Origin of the sequence: Amycolatopsis sp. NPDC059027, assembly GCF_042739735.1 — a bacterium.
Taxonomy (GTDB): Bacteria; Actinomycetota; Actinomycetes; order Mycobacteriales; family Pseudonocardiaceae; genus Amycolatopsis.
Genome location: NZ_JBHYIK010000115.1, coordinates 1 through 20,446 on the forward strand (window position 1 = coordinate 1; position 20,446 = coordinate 20,446).

Annotated in this window: 17 protein-coding genes; 15 read left to right on the forward strand and 2 right to left on the reverse strand. The window is 70.9% G+C overall.

The annotated features are described in order from the left end of the window. Positions 1–729 precede the first annotated feature (729 nt). The 3 genes from ACFWY9_RS42505 (at position 730) to ACFWY9_RS42515 (ending at position 5,021) form a co-directional block, all read left to right on the forward strand. On the forward strand, positions 730–3,045 hold the full coding sequence (locus tag ACFWY9_RS42505; RefSeq protein WP_378341549.1) for a M4 family metallopeptidase: 2,316 nt from the start codon (positions 730–732) through the stop codon (positions 3,043–3,045). Between the two features lie 156 nt (positions 3,046–3,201). Continuing rightward, positions 3,202–4,368: a sensor histidine kinase gene (locus ACFWY9_RS42510; protein ID WP_378341550.1), complete on the forward strand. Its 1,167-nt coding sequence runs from the start codon at positions 3,202–3,204 to the stop codon at positions 4,366–4,368. Next, a complete protein-coding gene (locus tag ACFWY9_RS42515) occupies positions 4,365–5,021 on the forward strand; it encodes a response regulator (RefSeq protein ID WP_378341551.1) in 657 nt (218 codons plus the stop codon). Before ACFWY9_RS42510 ends, ACFWY9_RS42515 begins: the two co-directional genes overlap by 4 nt. A gap of 14 nt (positions 5,022–5,035) precedes the next feature. Here the strand turns inward: ACFWY9_RS42515 and ACFWY9_RS42520 are convergent, their stop codons facing one another. Beyond that, positions 5,036–6,595, reverse strand: a complete 1,560-nt coding sequence (locus tag ACFWY9_RS42520) for an alpha/beta fold hydrolase (RefSeq protein ID WP_378341552.1) — start codon at positions 6,593–6,595, stop codon at positions 5,036–5,038. A 306-nt stretch (positions 6,596–6,901) separates the two neighbouring features. Here ACFWY9_RS42520 and ACFWY9_RS42525 point away from each other — a divergent pair, with 306 nt between their 5' ends. From ACFWY9_RS42525 to ACFWY9_RS42560, 8 genes are all read left to right on the forward strand, one after another. Next, entirely contained in the window at positions 6,902–8,332 is a 1,431-nt protein-coding gene (locus tag ACFWY9_RS42525) for an MFS transporter (protein WP_378325411.1), read from the forward strand. Then, the gene (locus ACFWY9_RS42530; protein WP_378341553.1) at positions 8,329–9,807 is read left to right on the forward strand and encodes an FGGY family carbohydrate kinase; all 1,479 of its coding nucleotides are present in this window, start codon (positions 8,329–8,331) and stop codon (positions 9,805–9,807) included. Before ACFWY9_RS42525 ends, ACFWY9_RS42530 begins: the two co-directional genes overlap by 4 nt. A gap of 98 nt (positions 9,808–9,905) precedes the next feature. Next, the gene (locus ACFWY9_RS42535; protein ID WP_378325414.1) at positions 9,906–11,591 is read left to right on the forward strand and encodes an FAD-dependent oxidoreductase; all 1,686 of its coding nucleotides are present in this window, start codon (positions 9,906–9,908) and stop codon (positions 11,589–11,591) included. Next, on the forward strand, positions 11,588–13,150 hold the full coding sequence (locus ACFWY9_RS42540) for an FAD-binding oxidoreductase (protein WP_378341554.1): 1,563 nt from the start codon (positions 11,588–11,590) through the stop codon (positions 13,148–13,150). The genes ACFWY9_RS42535 and ACFWY9_RS42540 overlap by 4 nt, the downstream gene beginning before the upstream one ends. A gap of 47 nt (positions 13,151–13,197) precedes the next feature. Continuing rightward, entirely contained in the window at positions 13,198–13,791 is a 594-nt protein-coding gene (locus ACFWY9_RS42545; protein WP_378325417.1) for a glycerol-3-phosphate responsive antiterminator, read from the forward strand. After that, on the forward strand, positions 13,788–14,075 hold the full coding sequence (locus ACFWY9_RS42550) for a putative quinol monooxygenase (RefSeq protein ID WP_378325418.1): 288 nt from the start codon (positions 13,788–13,790) through the stop codon (positions 14,073–14,075). Before ACFWY9_RS42545 ends, ACFWY9_RS42550 begins: the two co-directional genes overlap by 4 nt. Next, positions 14,075–15,160, forward strand: a complete 1,086-nt coding sequence (locus ACFWY9_RS42555) for a zinc-binding dehydrogenase (protein WP_378325419.1) — start codon at positions 14,075–14,077, stop codon at positions 15,158–15,160. The genes ACFWY9_RS42550 and ACFWY9_RS42555 overlap by 1 nt, the downstream gene beginning before the upstream one ends. Before the next feature lie 30 nt (positions 15,161–15,190). Next, on the forward strand, positions 15,191–15,859 hold the full coding sequence (locus tag ACFWY9_RS42560) for a formylglycine-generating enzyme family protein (protein ID WP_378341555.1): 669 nt from the start codon (positions 15,191–15,193) through the stop codon (positions 15,857–15,859). 109 nt (positions 15,860–15,968) lie between these two features. Here ACFWY9_RS42560 and ACFWY9_RS42565 read toward each other — a convergent pair whose 3' ends face one another. After that, on the reverse strand, positions 15,969–16,982 hold the full coding sequence (locus ACFWY9_RS42565; protein WP_378341556.1) for a S1 family peptidase: 1,014 nt from the start codon (positions 16,980–16,982) through the stop codon (positions 15,969–15,971). Between the two features lie 360 nt (positions 16,983–17,342). On the opposite strand from ACFWY9_RS42565, the gene ACFWY9_RS42570 reads away from it, so the two are divergent. The 4 genes from ACFWY9_RS42570 to ACFWY9_RS42585 all read left to right on the forward strand — a co-directional run bounded on the left by ACFWY9_RS42570 (position 17,343) and on the right by ACFWY9_RS42585 (position 20,257). After that, positions 17,343–17,741, forward strand: coding sequence for a hypothetical protein (locus ACFWY9_RS42570; protein ID WP_378325423.1), 399 nt, complete (start codon positions 17,343–17,345; stop codon positions 17,739–17,741). 52 nt (positions 17,742–17,793) lie between these two features. After that, on the forward strand, positions 17,794–18,174 hold the full coding sequence (locus ACFWY9_RS42575) for a hypothetical protein (RefSeq protein ID WP_378341557.1): 381 nt from the start codon (positions 17,794–17,796) through the stop codon (positions 18,172–18,174). Between the two features lie 134 nt (positions 18,175–18,308). Continuing rightward, on the forward strand, positions 18,309–19,322 hold the full coding sequence (locus ACFWY9_RS42580; protein ID WP_378341558.1) for a methyltransferase: 1,014 nt from the start codon (positions 18,309–18,311) through the stop codon (positions 19,320–19,322). After that, the gene (locus ACFWY9_RS42585) at positions 19,319–20,257 is read left to right on the forward strand and encodes a methyltransferase (RefSeq protein ID WP_378341559.1); all 939 of its coding nucleotides are present in this window, start codon (positions 19,319–19,321) and stop codon (positions 20,255–20,257) included. Before ACFWY9_RS42580 ends, ACFWY9_RS42585 begins: the two co-directional genes overlap by 4 nt. The last annotated feature ends 189 nt before the right edge of the window (positions 20,258–20,446 follow it).

Sequence of the window (20,446 nt, forward strand, 5' to 3'; positions counted from 1 at the left end):
GCGCTCGTGCGCTCCCATCCCGCGTTCGTGCGCTCCGCTGGTCCGCGGAGCGCGGCGTTGCGGGTGTCCCGGCATACGGTGCCGGGCACGGCATGACAGAGCAGTCCGTGGCGTGTCGCCTGTCGCGAACGCTCCGTTCGAGACGATCAACGTCGTCAACGACGCGTTCGGGACATCGCCGCGGGCGGTGGCCTCCTTCACGGCGGTGAGCGCCGGTAAGGAGTCCTTCGCGGACCCGAGGTGCGCCCGGCGGAGATCGAATTCACTGCGTCAACGGTGAGAATGCGGATTGACAGATGCCGGGAAAAATGGTGGCGGCGGATTGCCGGCGCGGTTTCCGTGGCCGTGGATCGGGTGTACGGTGGGGGTCGCCGGGAGAGGTGATCGGTCTTCTGTCAAGCGTCGAAGGGATGGATTTCGCCGTCGGCGCCTAACTGGACCAGACCACTTGCGCCGCCGGTCCGCAGGTCCGCTGTCGTCGCCGAACATCCCTGCCACGGCGGAAAGTCGGGGCGGTCGGCGAGGCGCGGAAGCCGCCGATCCGGGGAGCGGCGGGAGAATAGTCCGAACCGCGCCATAACGCGGGGCATAATATCGCCGTTCAGTGCCGATCGACCTAATGTGTGCGGCCGAACAGCGTCAAGCATTCTGTTCAGTTGACATTCATGTTTATAAGCTCATACTTTGCTCCTGCTGTTCAGGCAGAAAACCCTTCCTCTAGGAGCAAGCGTGAAACGCGCAGCAGGACTGTTATCGGCGGCGTGCTTGGCGGCCCTTTCCATTCAAGCGATCACCGTCGCCGCCGAGGCGGCGCCACCGCCCGCACCGGGCCCCAACTCCGTGGCACTCGCCGTCGCGGCCGCTGACCGGGCGGCCGACTCCGGACTCGACGCGCTCCACAAGAGCGCCGACGAGCAGTTCAGAAGAGTGAACGTCTATCAGGGCGGTGTTCCCGGTAAACGGGACCTGTTCTACGTCTCGTACGACCGGACCTACAAGGGACTCCCGGTCATCGGCGGGGACGCCGTGGTCGCCACCGACAACGCGGGCAAGGTGCTCGACACCATGGCGGCCCCGAAGGCCGACCTCGCCGTGGACACCGTCCCGAAGCTGACCGGCGACCAGGCCGCGGCCATCGCGAAGACCACGTTGTCGCAAGTGGACAGTGTGGTGGGCAGCACGCTTTCGGTGCTGGCCGACGGCAGCGGCAAGCTGGTCTTCGAGACCGTGCTCACCGGCCACAAGGCGGGCAACATCCCCAGCAGGCCGCACGTCTACGTCGACGCCCACACCGGCGCCGTCGTCGGCAGCCGCGACGACTCCTCCGCCGGGCGCGGCACGAGCGAGTGGAACGGCCCGAACCCGCTGACCATCGACACCAGCAACAACAGCACGGTCGACCCGAAGCGGTCCGGTGTGCGCTGTGTCGACTACAGCAGCAAGCAGCCCTTCACCAACGCCAACGACACCTTCGGCAACGGCAACGCCAGCAGCAAGGAAACCGGCTGCGTCGACGTGCTCTGGTCCACCCAGCACGAATGGGACATGCTCAAGGCGTGGCTGGGCCGCAACGGGATCGACGGCAACGGCCGCGGGGTGACCGTGCAGGTCGGGCTGAACGCGGTCAACGCCTACTGGACCGGTGACCACATCGAGATCGGGCACAACCAGGCCGGCAAGTGGATCGGGTCCATGGACGTGGTGGGCCACGAGCACGGGCACGCCATCGACCAGTACACCCCCGGCGGCGCCGGGCAGGAAGCCGGGCTCGGCGAGGCGACCGGGGACATCTTCGGCGCGCTGACCGAGGCCTACACCAACGAGCCGTCGCCGTACGACACCCCGGACTACACCGTCGGCGAGTCGGTCGACCTCGTCGGCAACGGGCCGATCCGCGACATGCGGGACCCCTCCCGGGTCAACAACGACCCCAACTGCTACTCCAGCTCGATCCCCGGCACCGAGGTGCACAAGGCCGCCGGCCCGCTGAACCACTGGTTCTACCTGCTGGCCGAGGGTTCGGCGAACAGCCCGACCTGCAACAGCTCCACGGTCAAGGGCATCGGCATCCAGAACGCCGGTCGCGTGTTCTACAACGCGATGCTGCTCAAGACCTCGGGCATGACCTACAAGCGTTACCGCACCGCCACGCTGACCGCGGCCAAGAACCTGGACCCGAGCTGTGCCCAGTTCAACTCGGTCAAGGCGGCCTGGGACGCGATCAGCCTGCCCGCCCAGTCCGGTGACCCGACCTGTGTCGGGACCCCGACCGACGACTTCGGCCTGACGCTCAACCCCGCGTCCGGCCAGGTCCAGGCGGGTGGCAAGGCGACCGCGACGGTCGCGACGACGACCACCTCGGGCAACCCGCAGACGGTGGCGCTCACCGCGACCGGGCAGCCCGCCGGCGTGAACATCCAGTTCAACCCGGCGTCGGTGACCTCGGGTCAGTCCTCGACGATGACGGTGGCCACGACGGCGTCGGTGCCCGCGGGCACCTACCCGATCACCGTCAAGGGCGCGGGCAGCGCGACGCACACCGCGACGTACAACCTGACGGTGGGCGGTAAGCCGCCGGAGAACGACTTCTCGCTCACGCTCGACCCGGCGGCGGCGACCGTCAAACCCGGCGACGCCGCGGCCTCGACCGTGGGGACGAAGACGACCGCCGGTACGGATCAGACGGTCACTTTGAGCGCATCGGGCCTGCCTTCCGGGGCCACCGCGGCCTTCGATCCGGCCTCGGTCACCTCCGGTGGTTCGGCCAAGCTGACCGTCACGACGTCGGCCACGACGGCGCCGGGGACCTACTCGATCACGGTGTCGGGCACGGGCTCGGTGACGCACACGGCCACGTTCACCCTGACCGTCGAGCAACAGGGCGGCTGTGGCGTGATCCAGGCGTGGAGCTCGAGCCAGGCCTACGCGCCGGGTGACGAGGTCTCGCACAACGGGCACAAGTGGAAGTCCACCTGGTACTCCGTCGGCGCCGAGCCGGGCGCACCGGAGTCGTGGGCGGTCTGGGAGGACGAAGGAGCCTGCTGACACCGGGAACACGATGAACGGACGGGGCGGTCGCCGGGCACGGTGGCCGCCCCGCCGCGTCCGCCGGTTACGCCGTTCGGGCTAGGCCCGGCGGCGTAGCCGGTATCGGCCGCTTTGCCGAGGTGCCGCCCGGTGGCCCGGACGTAGAGTGAGCCCGTGCTCGGCGAGCGGGTTGATTCGTGGATGCGGGGGCACGTACTGTCCGCCGATGCCGTGGCAGCACTCGTGCTCGCCGGTTCCAGTGTCCTTTTAGGACTTCAAATCGGCGCGGAATCCGGCTATTTCGTGCTGTCGCTGCTGTTGACCGTTCCGCTCGCGTTGCGCAGGCGCGCACCGGTGCTGTGCGCGGCGCTGGTGTCGGCCGCCGCGTTCGCCCAGTGGCTGACCGTTCGCGACAGCATCGGCGCGCTCCCCGCCGATGTGGCCGTGCCGATCGCGGTCCACGCGGCGGTGGCCCACGGCCCGGTGTGGGCGGGCAGGCTCGCGACGGCGGCCGGTCTGCTCGGCGCCGCGCTGGGCGGGTGGAGCTGGCCGCAGCTGCCGGTCCCGGTGTCGCTGCACGTCGTCCTCGGCGCTTTGCTCGGCAGCACCGTGGTGGCGGCGTGGGCCGTCGGCGTCCTGCACCGGGTCCGGCGCAGGCAGCTGGACATGCTCGCCGAGCGGGCCAGGCTCCTGGAGGTCGAGCGTGATCAGCGGGCCCAGCTCGCCGTGCTGGGGGAGCGGACCCGGATCGCCCGCGAGATGCACGACGTCGTCGCGCATTCGCTCGCGGTGGTGATCGCCCAGGCGGACGGCGGGCGGTACGCGGCGGCGTCGTCGCCGGAGGCCGGGACGTCGGCGCTCGAGACGATCGGGGAGCACGCGCGGCAAGCACTCGGGGAAGTGCGGCGGGTGCTCGGCGTGCTCCGGAACGACTCCGGCGAGTCCGTCGCGCCTCAGCCGGGCGCGGCGGACGTGCGGGCCCTCGTCGACCGGGTGCGGGCCGGTGGGCTCGACGTCCGGCTGAGCATGGACCTCCCGGCGCCCGTCGAGCCCGCGCTCGGGCTGGTGGTGTACCGGATCGTGCAGGAGGGACTGACCAACGTGCTCAAGCACGCGGGCCGGGGCGCCCGCGCGGAAGTGTCGCTCCGCTGGGAAGACGGCGGGCTCGCGGTCGACGTGCGGGACGAGGGCGGCACACCGCCCGACGCCGCGGGCACTGGCGGCGGTTATGGCCTGGCCGGGATGCGGGAACGTGCCGGGGCGCACGGCGGCACCGTGACCTTCGGCAAGCGGCCCGGTGGCGGTCACGTGCTCAGCGCCCGGATCCCGGTGCCGTCGTGACCGTCCGGGTGGTGCTGGTCGAGGACCAGGAACTCGTGCGGGCCGGATTCCGGATGGTGCTCGACTCCCAGCCGGACCTGACCGTGGTGGGCGAGGCGGGGGACGGCCTGGCCGGGGTGCGGGAAGTCCGGCGGCACCGTCCCGACGTGGTCGTGATGGACGTGCGGATGCCGGTGCTCGACGGCGTCGAGGCGACCCGCCGGGTGCTGGCGCTCCCCGAACCGCCGAAGGTCCTCGTGCTCACCACGTTCGACGTCGACGAGCACGCGCTGGCGGCGCTGCGAGCGGGGGCGAGCGGGTTCCTGCTCAAGGACGCGGCTCCCGGCGACCTGCTCGCCGCGGTGCGGACGGTATACGCCGGGGACGCCGTGCTGGCGGCGCCGACCACCCGAAGACTGCTGGAGCGGCTGGCGCCCGCGCTCGATCCGGAGGCGGCGCGGCTGGCCGCGACATTGACCGGACGCGAACGAGAGGTCCTGGTGGCGATGGCCCGGGGCCTCTCGAACGCCGAGATCGCCGGGGATCTGGTGGTAGCGGAGGGAACGGTGAAGACGCACGTGCGCAACGTCCTGGCCAAACTGCGGGTCCGCGACCGGGTGCAGGCGGTGGTCATGGCCTACGAGGCGGGCGTCGTCCGGCCCGGCGACCGGTGACGCTCGCCTCGGGCTCAGGCTCGGGCGCAGATCCGGTCGGCGGCGGGCAGGAAACCGCCGAGCAGATAACGCAGGACCGTCTCGTCGACGCAGCGGGTGGCGGCGCCGGGTTCGGAGAGGAGGTACACGCCGTGCCGGAACGCGCGGTCGAGGGTGACCATCCGCGAGCCCGTGAGGGCCCGGTGCAGTACCCGCTGACCGGGGTACGGGGTCGCCGGATCGCCGGTGGCGCCCACCAGCAGCGCGGCGTGCCCGGTGCCGATCCGGGTCGGCGCCTCGGCGGGGCCGGTGGGCCAGAACGCGCAGGGAGTGATGTGCCGGGCCAGCGGGCCGTACCTCGGCTCGGCGGGCAGATGCGCCTGGATGTCGCGGTAGTACGTCTCGGGGTCGCGCGAGGCCGCCCGATCCGCGCACTGGTTCGCGATCGTGGCGCTGAACCCGAAGTCCGGGAGCACCTCGGAACTGGTGTACAGGGCCAGTTTCCACTCCTGGGCGGGAGTCGGCGTGACCGCGATTCCCCGCGCCGCGTCGCGCAGCACCCGCACCTGGGCGCTGAATTCCGCGTATGCCGCGTCGCTGTCGCTGACCGTGAGCAGCAGTCCGGGAACCATGGCGGCGTCGACCTGGTGGCTTCCGACCCGCAGCGGGACACGGGCGGCCGACCGTCCGATGTGGTCGATGGTGGCCAGTACCGCGGGCACGCTGCCGCCTAGGCCGTATTGTCCATTGTGGACTGATGTCCAGCGTGCCCAGTCCGCCAGCGCGGCGGCGTCGGCGGGCGCGGTCTCGCGGGTCAGGCCGGGGCCAGCGGCGTCGGGGGAGGCGGCGCTGTCGAGCACGACCCGGTCGGCGCGGCCGGGGAACAGCTGGAGGTACACCGCGCCGAGATAGCTGCCGAAGGACCAGCCCAGGTACGAGATCCGCGGTTCGCCGAGCGCGGCACGCACCACGTCCAGATCGCGGGCCATCGCGCGGGTGGAGACGTGGGGGAGCAGGTCGCGCCGCGCCGCGCAGCGGGACGCCAGATCCTTCGCGGTGGCCACGCTCCGCCCGAACGTCGCGCGGTCCGGGGTGGCGATCTGCGCGCTGCGCAGGTAAAGCCCGGTGGGCCAGCCACATTCCAGCGGTGTGCTGCGGCCGAAGAACCGGGGGTCGATCCCGACGAGGTCGTACCGCGTCGCGAGCTCCGGGGCGCTTCGCGGGATCTCGGGCGGCAGGCCCTGCGCGAGCAGAGTGACCCCGTCCCGTGAAGGACCCGGCCCGCCGGTGTTGACCACCAGCGTGCCGATCCGGTGCGCGGGATCGGTGGCGGCTCGCCGGGCCACCGCCACCGAGATCGTCCGCCCGCCGGGGTCGGCGTAGTCCAGCGGGACGGTGACCTCGCCGCAGCGTGCCCCGGCCGCGTCGAGCCGCGCGCCCGTCTCGTCCCCGTCGCCGGTGCGGCAGCCGTGCCAGGCGATCGTCTGCCGCTCGAACCGGGTCATGCCGTCCGTGGCGGCGGAAGCACCCGCCGTGACGGTGAGCAGCCCGCCGGAAACGAGTGTCCACACCAGCGTGTGCCGGAACGGTTTCATCGTGCCTCCGAAGTCGGAAAGTCGTTGCTGTCACGGGAAAACGCTATGGCGGGACGGAACCGCCGGGCATCTGCCGCGCGACGGAGATTCACCGCCCCGCTCTCTGTCCGCAGGCAGAGCCGGAACCCAGGGACGCCCTTGTCGCAACCGGCCGCGGTTCGCCGGGTCGTCTTGACGCGTGCCGATTCCCGGCCTAGTGTCTCCACTTCAGACAGGCACAGACGAAGAGCCACTGTCAGCGGTCTTCGTCGTGTCTGTTTTTTTCGTGTCGGATCGCTGACAGCCAGCGCAGAAAGTTGGCGGTCCATGAGTTCACCGGCGGTCGCAACGTCGCGATCGATTTCGAACGTTTCGCAGGTCACCGCGCTGATCAACAGTCTGTCGAAGCTGCCGCGCAAGGCGAACCTGCTGTGGTACCTGGTGCTGGGCGGTCTGTTCCTGGACGCCTATTCGAACGCCGCGCTCGGCGCGGGCCTCTCGCCGATGACCAAGGAGCTGACGCTCAGCCCCGCGCAGGTCGGCGTGCTCACCGCGACCGCGCCCGCGATCGCCATCCTGTTCAACCCGGCGGGCGGCTGGCTGGCGGCCCGCATCGGCCGGGTCAAGCCGCTGATCGCCGCGAAGGCGATCGCGGCGCTCGGCGCCGTGCTCACCGCCACCGCGGGCAGTTTCGAGGCGGTCTGGTTCGGGCGCGGGCTGGTCGGCATCGCCTACGGCATCGACTTCGCGGTGGCGATGGCGCTGCTCGCCGAGTACACGCCGGCGAAGCTGCGCGGACGGCTCAACCTGTGGCAGTCCGTCTGGTACGTCGCGACCACGGTGAACCTGGCGCTGACGCTGCTCTTCTACAACCTCGGTGTTTCGGTGGAGATCTGGCGCTGGTCGGTCGGTTCCGCCGGGGTTTTCGCGATCGCGTTGCTGGTGCTGCAGGTCGTGTTCCTCGCCGAAAGCCCGTCGTGGCTGGCGACCAAGGGACGGTTGCCCGAAGCGGCGAAAAGCCTCCGGCGGATCTACGGTTTCGAGGTGACCCCGGGAACCGCCGCGGACGAGGACGTCCCGGTCCAGGAACAGAAGATCGGGTTCCGGCAGGCGGGCGTGCTGTTCCGTAAGCCCTATCTGCCGCGTACCTTCCTGTCCACGGCGATCTCGCTGACCCAGTCCATGCAGTACTTCGCCGTCGGCTGGTACCTGCCGGTGATCAGCCTGGCGATCTTCGGCCAGCAGTTCCAGACGGCCACACTCGGGTCGATGATCTTCAACGTCGCCGGGATCGTCGGCGGCGCGCTCTCGGCGTACTTCGGCCGCAGGATCGGGCTGCGCGTCAGCTCCGCGATCGGGTACGCCTTCGCGTTCGCCATCCTGCTGGTGATGGGGCTCGGCTTCGGCAAGCTCCCGATCGCGATCGGGTTCCTGCTGCCGTTCCTGTTCATCTTCTTCCACTCGGCGGGCCCCGGCGCGAACGGCAAGTCGATCGCGGCGCTGTCCTACCGCAGTGACATCCGCACCCTCGGCACCGGCGTGACCGGCATGCTCGGCAGCTTCGGCAGCGTGATCGGGCTGTACGTGTTCCCGCAGATCAAGGAGGCGCTGGGGCTCGGCCCGACGATCGCGCTGCTCGCGGTGGTGCCGTTCCTCGGCCTCGTCTCCTGCCTGATCGTGCGGTGGGACCCGACCCGCAGCGGTGTCGACCCCGACGACGAGGAGATCGACATCAAGTTCGCCGGGAGCGCGGCATGACGCGGCGCGGGATCCTGGCCGTCGACGAGGGATCGACCGGCACGCGGGCGGCTGTGGTCGGCGAGGACGGCGTGTGCGGGCCGTCGTTCTACACCGCTGTCGACGTCGTCCACCCCGAACCGTCCCGTGTGGAGCAGGACGCGGAACAGTTGCTGCGGCACACCGTCGACGTCGCCCGGCAGGCCGTGGCCTGGGCGGGGGAGAACGACGTCGAGATCGCCGGGATGTCGGTGTGCACCCAGCGGGCGACCGCGATCCTGTGGGACCGCGAGACCGGGCGCCCGCTGGCTCCGGCCGTGGTGTGGCAGGACACCCGGTACGCCGCCGAGCTGGCGAAGCTGGCACCGGACTGGGATCCGGTCCTGTGGGCGAGAACGGGCCGTCCGGTCGGTACCCGTGCGCCGTTCCTGTGGGCCGCGAGGCAGCTCGACCAGCTCGACGTGCCCGCGGACCGTGTGCTGTTCGGGTCGGTCGACACCTGGCTCGTCTGGCACCTGAGCGGTCGTGAGCGGTACGCGATTTCGGCGACCAACGCCGTCGCGTTCGGCGGGTACTGCCTGCGTGCGCACGCCTGGGACGCCGAATGGCTGGCACGGCTGGGTTTTCCGGCCGAGCTGGCACCGCCGCCACTCGACGACGACGGCGACTTCGGGTACACCGACCCGGAACTGCTCGGTATCCGCGTGCCGATCGCGGCGGTGATGGGCGACCAGCACGCCTCGCTGATCGCCCTCGGCGCCCTGACCCCGGGGCAGGGGACCTGCGTGCACGGCACCGGCACGTTCGTCGGCGCGCTCGCCGGTGATGAGCCGCCGGACGGTCTCGGTGAGCTGGACGGCGTGCTGTGCCTGGTCGGCTGGCGCAGCGCGGGACACAGCCGGTTCAGCCTGGAGGCCTACACCTCGACCACCGGGTCCGCGCTGCGCTGGCTCACCGAGGATCTCGGGCTGTTCGGTTCGGCGGCCGAGATCAGCGCGCTGGCCGCGCGGCAGCCGAACAGCGAGACGACCTGGTTCGTGCCCACGCTGGCCGGGCTGCGCACGCCGGTGCTGCGGCCCGACGCGCGCGGGCTGCTGGTCGGGCTCAGCTTGGCGACCACGCGCGACGTGCTGGCGCGCGTGGTGCTCGACGGGATCGCGCACGCGGTGAGCGACACCGTCGACGCGCTGCGGGCGACCATGAAGCGGCCGCTGACCCACCTCCGGGTCGGCGGCGGGCTGGCCGCCAGCGACGCGCTGCTCCAGAGCCAGGCCGATTTCGCCGGGGTGCCGATCGAGCGGGTGGCCGATTCGGCGACCGCCAGCCTGCGTGGTGCGGCCTACCTCGCCGGTACCCGGCTCGGGGTGTGGCCGTCGCTGGCCGAGGCCGCCGCCCAGCGGAAGCCGGGCGAGGTGTTCGAGCCCCGGCTTCCCGAAGACGACCGGCGGGAACTGCGCGCACGCTGGCAGGACGTGCTCGCGACTTCCTTGTCGTGACAGCCCTGTCCTGACCGTCCTGTTCGTACTGTCCTTAGTGGACGTTTCAAGTGGTCCCGGCGCCGTCCGGGTCCTGTCCTGAGTGGAGAGACAAGCTCATGTTCACACTGCCGTCCCGACGGCCGAACGCCGTCGCCGCGAGGGCGACCCTTTCCGCGCCACTGCGGCTGGATCGCCGCGACGCGCTGAGGAGTCTCGACACCGGCACCTTCGACGTGCTGGTGATCGGGGGCGGCGTCACCGGCGCCTACACCGCGCTGGACGCCGCCTCCCGTGGCCTGAAGGTGGCCCTGGTGGAGCGCGACGACTTCGCGTCCGGGACGTCGTCGAAATCGTCCAAGATGGTCCATGGCGGGCTGCGCTACATCGAGCAGGGAAACCTCGATCTGGTCCGGCATTCGCTGCTGGAACGTCAGCGGTTCCGCCGCAACGCCCCGCATCTGGTGCAGCGCCTGCCGTTCCTGTTCCCGATCCTGGCCAAGGACGGCGTGTTCGACGCGCGCATCGCCAAGGCCTTCGAGAGTCTGTTGTGGACATACGACCTCGCGGGCGGCTGGCGGATCGGCAAGCTGCACCAGCGGCTCACCGTCGACGAGGTGCTGGCGCACGCCCCGACGTTGCGCGCGGACAACCTCAAGGGCGGGCTGATGTACTACGACAGCCGTGCCGATGACGCCCGGCTGACGCTGGCGATCGTGCGCAGCGCGGCCCGCTACGGCGCCGTCGTGGCCAACGGCGCGGAGGTGACCGGCCTGCACACCTCCGGCGGGCGGGTCACCGGTGCCACGGTCGAGGCCGGCGGCGAGCGGATCGACGTCCGCGCCAGGGTCGTGGTCAACGCGACCGGGGTGTGGGCCGACAGCGTCGACGGCATGGCCGATGACGGCCATCGGCCGCAGGTGCGTCCGGCCAAGGGCGTCCACATCGTGCTGCCGTGGTCGAAGATCCGCAACGACTGCACGGTCACCGTGCCCATCCCGGGCCGCGCGCGGCGCGCGACCTGCACCCGCTGGGGCGACGTCGTCGTGGTCGGCACCACCGACACCGACTACGACGGCTCGACCGACGACGTGCACTGCACCCGCGAGGAGATGGAGTTCCTGCTCGAAGGCGCCACGATCGCCTTCGACACCAAGCTGGACGCCGACGACGTGCTGGGCAGCTACGCCGGCCTGCGCCCGCTGGTCGGCGGCAAGGAGGGCGCGACGCTGGACATGCGGCGCGACCACCACATCACCGTGTCCGCGGGCATGGTCACGGTGACCGGCGGCAAGCTCACCACGAGCAGGCACATGGGCGAGCTGGTCGTCGACAAGGCGCTCGGCCTGCTCGGCCGGAAAGCCCGCTGCCGCACCAAGAACCTGCCGCTGGTCGGCGGTGCGGGCTACGACGCGGAGGCCACCGCCGCGACCGGCGGTATCGCCGCCCACCTCGGTGGCCGCTACGGCACCGAGGCGCGTTTCGTCAGCGCGCTCGTCGACGAGGACCCGTCGCTGGGCGAGCCGCTGATCCCGGGACAGCCGCACCTCAAGGCCGAGGTCGTGTTCGCGGCCCGCTCGGAGATGGCGCGTTCGGTGGACGACGTGCTGTCCCGGCGCACCCGGCTGCGGCTGTTCGCCAGGGACGCTTCGGCCGAAGCCGCGCCGCTGGTGGGCGAACTGCTCGGCACGGAACTCGGCCTCGGCCAGGAAACCGTGGCCGCGCAAGTGAAGGAGTACCGGGCAGGGGTCGCCCGGGAGAAGTCGATCCTGTTCGGAGACAACCTGTTGGGAGACAACGCATGATCAGCCGCCAGACGATCACCCACCCGTTCAACCGGGGCAACTACGTGGTCGGCGCGCCGACGCCGCCGCGCTGGGGCGCCCGCACCGCGCCGGGCCAGGGCGACGCGTCGCTGCAGACGTCCACTGTGGACGTCCCGACGGCGCTGACCGACGCCCTGCGCGGCCTGGCGGACGCGGTGTACACCGACCGCGACGAGGTCGTGCTGCGGACCCGTGACTGGTGGGCGGGCGCGATGATCGGTGAGACCGCGGACGCTCCGGCGACCCCGGACGCGGTGATCGCCGAGGTGAGCACGGTGGAGCAGATCCAGGCCGTGGTCCGGCTGTGCGGCGAGCACCGCGTGCCGCTGACCGTGTCCGCCGGGCGCAGCAACGTCACCGGCGCCGCGCTGCCGGTGTACGGCGGCGTCGTGCTGGATGTCTGCCGCCTCAACGAGATCGTCTCCTACGACGCCGCCTCACAGATCGTCGAGGTGCAGGCCGGCATGTTCGGCGACCTCTTCGAAAAGGAGCTGCAGGAGGTCCACGGCGCGACCACCGGGCACTGGCCCTCGGCGTTCGCGATGTCCACTGTGGGCGGTTGGGTGGCCTGCCGCGGCGCGGGCCAGCTGTCCACCCGCTACGGCAAGATCGAGGACATGGTCGTCGGCCTCGACGTCGTGCTCGCCGACGGCACGCTGGCCCGCTTCGGCGACTATCCGCGCGCGGCCACCGGCCCGGACCTGCGCCAGCTGTTCGTCGGCTCGGAGGGCACGCTCGGCGTTATCACGTCGGTGCGCCTGCGCACGCACCCGTTGCCGGACTACTCGAAGGCCATCGCGTACGGCTTCGAGACGTTCGCCGAGGGGCTGGACGCCTGCCGCCGGATCATGCAGCGCGGTGCGACCCCGGCCGCGATGCGGCTCTACGACAAGCTGGAGAGCGGAACGCACTTCGGGCAGCCGGACACCAACCTGCTGCTGATCGCCGACGAGGGCGACCCGGTGCTGGTCGATGCCATGATCAAGGTGAGCGCCGAGGAATGCGCCACCACTGGGTCCGAAGTGGACGGTCAGCCGGTGTTCGAGCGCTGGCTCGACGAGCGCATGCTGGTCGGCAAGTCGGCCGACGGGTTCACCCCGGGGCCCGGGTTCGTCGCCGACACGCTGGAGATGGCCGGTTCGTGGGCCGCGCTGCCCGCGATCTACGACGAGGTGGTGGCCGCGATCGAAGCCGTGCCGGGCACGCTCCGGGCGTCCGCGCACCAGTCGCACGCCTACACCGACGGCGCCTGCCTGTACTTCTCGCTGCGCGGCGACGTCGAGCCGGAAAAGCGGCGGCACTGGTACCGCTCGGCGTGGGACGCGGCCAACGCCGTGCTCGTGCGCCACGGTGCGGCGCTCAGCCACCACCACGGCTCGGGCCTGCTGCGCGGGCCGTACCTGCCGGACGCGCTCGGCACCGGCTTCGGCACGTTCGTCGACGTCAAGCGGGCGCTGGACCCGCACGGGCTGCTCAACCCCGGCAAGCTCGGCCTGCCCAGCGACCTGGGCCCGAACCCGCTGGACTCGGCGGGCTGACGCGGCGGCCGGGCACTGTGGACGGACACTGTGAAACGGTGGGCGCCATGAACGAGAGGATCACGGCGGCGTTCGAGGACGTCCCGGTGTGTGCTTCGGTGGTGGGTTCCGCCCGGGTGCCGGACTTCGTGAAGGCGGCGTCCCGGGTCGGGATCCTGGCGTCGGTCCCGGTCGGGCAGCTGCCGAAGATCGTGTCGCTGCTGGCCGGGCTGGACAAGCTCGTGTTCGTCAACATCGACTCGTGCCCCGGGCTGGCCACCGACCGCGGCGGCGTCGACTTCCTGCAGGAGATCGGGGCGGCGGGGGTGGTCAGCACCCGGGTCGCCCCGATCGAACGGGGCCGGGCGCTGTCGCTGCTGACCATGCACAAGGTGTTCGTCACCGACCGGTCGAACCTGAACCGGAGCCTGGAGGCGGTCAAGCGCAGCGGGCCCGATCTGGTGGAGCTGATGCCCGCGCCGATCATCCCCTGGATGTCGGCACAGGCCCGGGAAGTCCTGTCACCCTTCGTCGCGGCCGGTTTCGTCACCGACCGCGACGGGGTGGCGCATTCACTGGCGATGGGCGCGCTGGCCGCCGCGTCGTCCGATTCGGGACTGTGGTCGCTGACCCGGTCCCGGCTACGTGCGGGAGAACAATGAGTTTCGTAGTGGTGGCCCGGTATGTGACCGCGGAGCGGGACCGGGTCGTCGAACTGCTCGGGCCGATGGCCGAGGCGTCGCGGCGTGAGCCCGGCTGCCGCCGATACACCGTCCACACGGGAATCGAGGAGGGCGTCGTGGTGATCGTCGAGGAGTACGACACCGAACAGGACTTCACCGAGCACTGCGCGTCGGAGCACTTCAAGCGGATCGTGCTCGGCGAGGTCGTGCCGCTGCTGGCCGACCGGCAGGTCACCCGCTGCGTCCCGGCAGGGGAGCGGTGATGCGCGTCCGTGGCGCGGTACTGCGCGAGGTCGGCAAGCCGCTGGAGATCGAGACGCTGACGCTGGACGCGCCGGGGCCGGGCGAGTTGCTGGTCCGCGTGCGCGCGGCCGGACTGTGTCATTCGGACCTGTCGGTGATCAACGGGTCGCGCCCGCGTCCGGTGCCGATGGTGCTCGGCCACGAAGCCGCCGGTGAGGTCGTCGAGGCGGGGCCGGGCAGCGATTTCGTCCCGGGCGAGCACGTCGTGCTGACGTTCGTGCCGTCGTGTGGCGACTGCGGCCCGTGCACCGCCGGACGTCCCGCCCTGTGTGTCCCGGGCGCCGCCGCGAACCGGGACGGCACCCTGCTCGGCGGGGACGTCCGGTGGTCGTCCCCGGTGGGGCGCCCGCTGCACCACCTCGGCGTGTCGGCCTTCGCCGAGTACGTCGTCGTGTCCGCCCGCTCGGCTGTGCGGGTCGACAAGACGCTGCCGTTCGAGATCGCCGCGCTGTTCGGCTGTGCGGTGCTGACCGGCGCCGGTGCGGTGTTCAACGCGGCGGACGTCCGTCCCGGCGACAGCGTGGTCGTGTTCGGTCTCGGCGGTGTCGGCCTCTCCGCGCTGCTCGCCGCGAAGGCCGCCGGTGCGTCCACGTTGATCGCTGTCGACCCGGTCGCCGAGAAGCGGGAGCTGGCTTCGTCACTCGGCGCCACCCGTGTCCTGGCCGGCGACGTCGCGGAGATCCGCGAGCTGACCGGCGGAGGCGCCGACCACGCCGTCGACACCACCGGAGTGGTCGCCGCTCTGGCCCAGGCCTACCAGGCGACCCGGCCGGGCGGGACCACGGTCACCGTCGGTCTGCCGGACCCGTCCGCCGAACTGGCCCTGCCCGCGCAAAGCCTCGTCGCCGAGGAGAAAACCCTGCGCGGCAGCTACCTGGGCTCCTGCGTACCCCGGCGGGACGTGCCCCGGTTCATCGCGCTGTACCAGGCCGGTCTCCTGCCGGTGGAGGCGTTGCTGACCCACTCGATCACCCTCGACGAGATCAACGCGGGCTTCGACCGCCTGCATCGGGGTGGCGCCGTCCGCCAGGTGATCACCTTCTGACCCGGAGCGGGGCGCCGGTAGATTTCCCGTGTGGACACACGCACGGGCGGCGAGCTGATTTCCCTTTCCGGTGGCGAAGTGACGCTGTCGGACCGGCGGACGCAGCGCAGCTGGCCGGTCGCGCTGGAGCCGTACCTGCTGGGCGCGGTGCCGGTGACCCAGGCGTGGTACGCGGAGGTCACCGGCGCGCGGCCGAGTACGGCGCAGGGCGATGGCCTGCCGGTCGAAAGTGTCTCGTGGCTGGACGCGGTCCGGTTCTGCAATGCCGCTTCCGAGCGCGAGGGCTTCACGCCCGCTTATCGCGTCGATGCCGAAGACGCCGAGTGGGACAACACCGCCGATGGATACCGGCTGCCGACCGAAGCCGAATGGGAGTTCGCGTGCCGCGCGGGCACGACCGGCGCCCGATATGGCGAACTCGACGAAATCGGCTGGCACCGCGGCAATTCCGGCGAGCGTGTGCACGAGGTGGGTGGGAAGCGGCCCAACGCGTGGTGCCTGTACGACATGCTCGGCAACGTCTGGGAATGGTGCTGGGACGTCTACGACGCCGAGGTCTACGGCGGCTACCGGGTGCTTCGCGGCGGCGGCTGGTTCGACGAACGCTGGAGCTGCCGGGCGTCGGTGCGCCGCCGCAGCCACCCGACCCTGCGGCTCGACGACGTCGGCTTCCGCGTCGCCCGGTCCTCAACGCCGTGAAGGACTCCTTACCGTCCATCCATGCCCCCGCCACCACCCTCAACGGGCGCGCTGCGCGCGGCAGTAGTGGATTCAAGCGCCGGTAAGGAGTCCTTCACGGCAGGAGAGATCAGGCGAGGGTGAGGCCGTAGGACTGGAGTTCCAGGGTCAGCGGGTAGAAGTAGCTGACGGTGGTGTTGCCGCCGGACAGCGTGCCGAGCCCGGTCGAGCCGTCGTAGGCGGGGCCGCCGGAGTCCCCGTGGTCCGTGTGCGCGGTGGTGCCGAATTCGTGCCGCAGCACGCCGACGTCGAAGTTCACGGTCTGGTCGACCGACTTGATGGTGCCGCCACCGCCGCCGGTGGTGGAACCCTGCTTCTGCATCCGCTCACCGACCCGCGGCGCCGCCGCGCGGGTGATCTTCTGCCCGGTGTTGATCTGGCCGGGGCCGGTGCCGTTCGGCCGGGTCAGGTAGCCGGAGTCGGCGCCGGGGCAGTCGCTGCGGACGATCCTGGCGCCGGTGACGTCGCCGCCGGACCAGGTCCCGCCGAGGTTGGTGCAGTGCCCGGCGGTGAGCAGGTACGGGGTGCTGCCCTTCTTGACGTTGAAGCCGAGCGAACAGCGAGCGCTGCTGTTGCGGATGGCGTCGCCGTCCTTGATGTGCAGTTCGAGCTTGCCCGTCTCGTGCTCGATCCGGACGCTGTCGCCGAGCCGGCTCGCGGCCTCGGTGACCTTCTTCGTGGTGGCCGGGGTGGCGGCGTCGAAGACGGTCACCACGACCTGGTTCGTGCTCGTGTCGATGCCCCACGCGGTCTGCGGCGCGGCGCCGATCCCGTCGAGGCTTTCCTTGACACTGGTCAGCGCCGTGAAGCTGTGGGTGACCTTCTTCGCGGTGAGGCCCGCGTCCCGCACGGTCTTCGCGGCGACGTCGTCGAGGACGGTGACCACCGCTTTCCCGTTGTCGAGGTAGAACCCGCCGGAGGCCGTGCCCAGCGCGTCGGTGACCTGGGTGGCCTGGGTGATCGACGCTTCCTGAAGCTGGGCGAAGGCTAGCGGGCCGGCGGTGGCCTGCTGCGCGCAGACGCCGGTGGTCAGTGCCGCGGTCGACAGGACGGCGAACGCGGCAAGGGTTTTCCGGGATGTCATGGGATCTCCAGTTGTGCCGGGTTGGAAGAAACACGACGGGATCACCCTGTTTGCGAGGGAAAGTGCACCGCTACCGACCAAGGTCGGGTCCCGGACGGTGAATCGCTCGAAAGGGGGGTTTCGGTCATAAAACGGTCGCGGCGGTACTACTCAATTAATGTCCGACGTGCCACCGAAAGTGTGTGTGGTTTTCGTCCGGGTGAACGCGTCCCCCAGTGGCGCGGCGTCCGGAGTGGAGTGAGCGCCGCGCGAACGCCGGTCGCCGGGAACAAACCCTGGCGGACGACGTCATGGGGCCGAGTGATCGTCGTCTCCCAACCGGCCGGTAACATAGGACGGATCGAGGAAGAGGACGCAACGGTGAACACCTCCGAGCAGGCATCTGGCGGCGAGCTGCGCGTGCTCTACCAGCTGCACACCGAGCTGACGATCCTCACCCCTGCTCTCACGGTGGCCCCCGGCACGCCCGAAACGGCGACGATGACGGCGGGGCTGCGGGAGACCACCGCGGCCGCGGCCGAGCTGCTGGCCGTCGCGGAGCCCGACGCCCTCGACCACATCCGGCGCGCACTGGTTTATGCCGCCGCCCACGATTTCGCCGCCGCGTGCAGTGACCTCGCGTACGCCCAGCACCGGCTTTCCGTCCTGCTCCGCCGCGACGACCGGCCCCGCCGGTCCGAAGCCGCGCGCGAACCGACGCTGCGCTGGCGGATCGGGGCCGCCCCGGCCGCTCCGGGCAGGGAGCTCGACCGCCCCTGACAGTGCGGCGCGGTGTCATCGGCATTTCATCGGTCGTGCTTAGCGTCGCGGCATGGGGACACCGGACCGGAGCGGCACCCGGGCGATGGCCGTGCTGCTGCTGGCCGCGCTGGCGGTGCTGGGCCCGGGGATGATCATCTGGGGCGTCGGCGCCCTGAGCCTGACGGAGCCCCGCTGCGGTAACCGGACGATGTCGCCCGAGTTCACCTGCCGGATCACCCGGGACGGGACGGACGGCTGGGTGAGTTCGTCTTCCCGGCAGGAGAAGGCGAACGATCGCGACCCGGCGAACTCCAGGACGTATCAGCAGATGGAGGACGACCAGCGCGCTACCGGGCGGTTCCGGATCGGTGTCGGCGTGGCGTGCGTCGTGATCGACGTAGCGGTGCTGACCGCGCTCGCCGTCTCGTCTGTCAGACGGCGGGCCAGCTGATTTCGTCACCCGTGGGCCGGTTTCGTCACGTGCGGCCACGCGGGCGGCGGTGACAACGTCCCGTAACGTCGCCGCTTGACATGAAGCCGACTTGAGCTCCCAGAATTTAGGTAAGCCTAACTTTGGGAGCTGAGATGGAAGCACAGGCAACGCTGCGGCGGCTGCTGAGTGGCGCGATGGCCACGCACGTCCTCGGGGTCGCCGCGGACCTCGGGCTGGCCGACACCATCGGGGACGGCGCGGGACTCGGGGTCATCGCCGACGCGCACGGCATTCCGCCGGAGCGGATGGTCCGCCTGCTGCGGGCGTTCGCGAGCCTCGGCTGCTGCTTCGAGCGCGCGCCACGGGTGTACGCGCTCACCGAGGTCGGTTCCTTGCTGCGCAAGGACGATCCGGGGTCGCTGCTCGATTTCGCGAAGCTGTCCACCACACCGGTCACCGAGCGGCCGTGGCTGCGGTTGAAGGACAGTCTCCGTACTGGGCGTCCCGCGTTCGAGGACGTCTTCGGCAGGCCCGCGTTCGAATATTTCGCGGACGAGCCGGAGCAGGCGGCGGTGTTCAACGCGGCGATGAGTCAAGGGACCCGGGACTTCGCCGAGGCAGTGCCCCGCTACTACGATTTCGGCCGGTACGCGACCATCGCCGACATCGGCGGCGGGGACGGCACCCTGCTCGCCGGGATCCTGCGCGGTGCGCCCGGCTCCCGCGGCGTCCTGTTCGATCTCGAGGCGGGCAGCGCCGGCGCGGCGGAAAACCTCGGCGCCGCAGGGGTTTCCGAGCGGTGCGACGTGGTGGCGGGGGATTTCCGCGAGGCCGTGCCCGGGGGCGCGGACCTGTACGTGATCAAGAGCGCGCTGCACAACTGGGACGACGACCACGCGGCCGTCATCCTGGGCAACTGCCGCGCCGCGATGAACCAGGGCGGCAGGGTGCTGATCGCCGATCCGGTGCTGCCCGACGCGCTGAGCGAGGACGAGCGGCTGTTCGACCCGTATCTGATGGACCTGCACATGCTGGTCGTCGTCGGCGGGAAGGAACGCACCCGGAGCGAGTTCGAGACGGTGTGCGCGCGGGCGGGCCTGGCCGTCACCGCGATCACGCCGGTTCCCCCGACCGGCCTTTGCCTGATCGAGGCCGAGGCACGGTGACCGCAGGCGAAACGGTGCGCGGCTGGCTGCACGGGGCGATGGCGGGGCGGCTCGCGGGGGTGTTCGCCCGGCTGGGCATGGCCGATCTGATCACCGAAGGGAACGGAACACTCGACGCGCTCGCCCGCGCGTGCGACATGGCACCGGAGCGGGCGATCCGGCTGCTGCGCGGATTCGCCGACATCGGTCTGTGCGCCGAGGACGCATCGGGGACGTTCACGCTCACGGAGGCGGGAGCGTTGCTGGGCAAGGGAAGCGAGCTGAACGACGTTGTCCGGCTGATGACCGATCCGGTGACCGAGCGTGCCTGGGCGGCGGTGGAGGCCGGGGTGCGCTCCGGCCGCGGCGGGTTCCACGAGGCGTTCGGGATGTCGATCTTCGAGCACATGGACGGTGACCCGGAACTCCGCACGCGGTACGACCGGTTCATGGGCGGGCACACCGTCGCGATCGCGGAGGAGGTGGGGGAGCACCACGACTTCGGCCGCTACCGGCGCGTCATCGACGTGGGCGGCGGGGACGGCACGTTGCTCGCGGTGCTCTCACAGCGGTATCCGGAGCTGCGCGGGCGAGTGTTCGACCGCGCCGACGGCGATTTCCTGCGCGAGGTGCCCGCCGGGGCCGACGCTTACCTGCTCAAGTGGATCCTGCACGACTGGCCCGACGACGAGGCCGTCACGATCCTGCGCAACTGCCGCGCCGCGACGCCCCCGCACGGCAGGGTGCTCGTCGTCGAGCTGATCCTGCCGGAGCGCGGAAGTCCGGACCGGCCAAGGGATCCGGCGCTCACCGACCTGAACATGCTGACGATCTACGGCGGGCGGGAACGTACCCGCGACGAGTTCGAGTGGCTGTTCGCCCAGGCCGGGCTCGCCGTCGAACTGGTCACGCCACTGCCGTCGGGAATGTCCCTGATCGAGGCGGTACCCATGTGATCGTGTTCCCCGGTTCTCAAGCGCCCCAATGTGGCGTTCGTTGCGTTGGACGCAGCGAATGTGGCGTTCGGTGCGTTGAGCGCACCCAATGCCATGGACCGCCCCGGGTTTGTTGGAGGCCGATCGTTCTGGGAAGGATGAGCGGCGTGGCGAGCAGCAGGTTTCCGCGGGAGTTGAAGGATCGTGCCG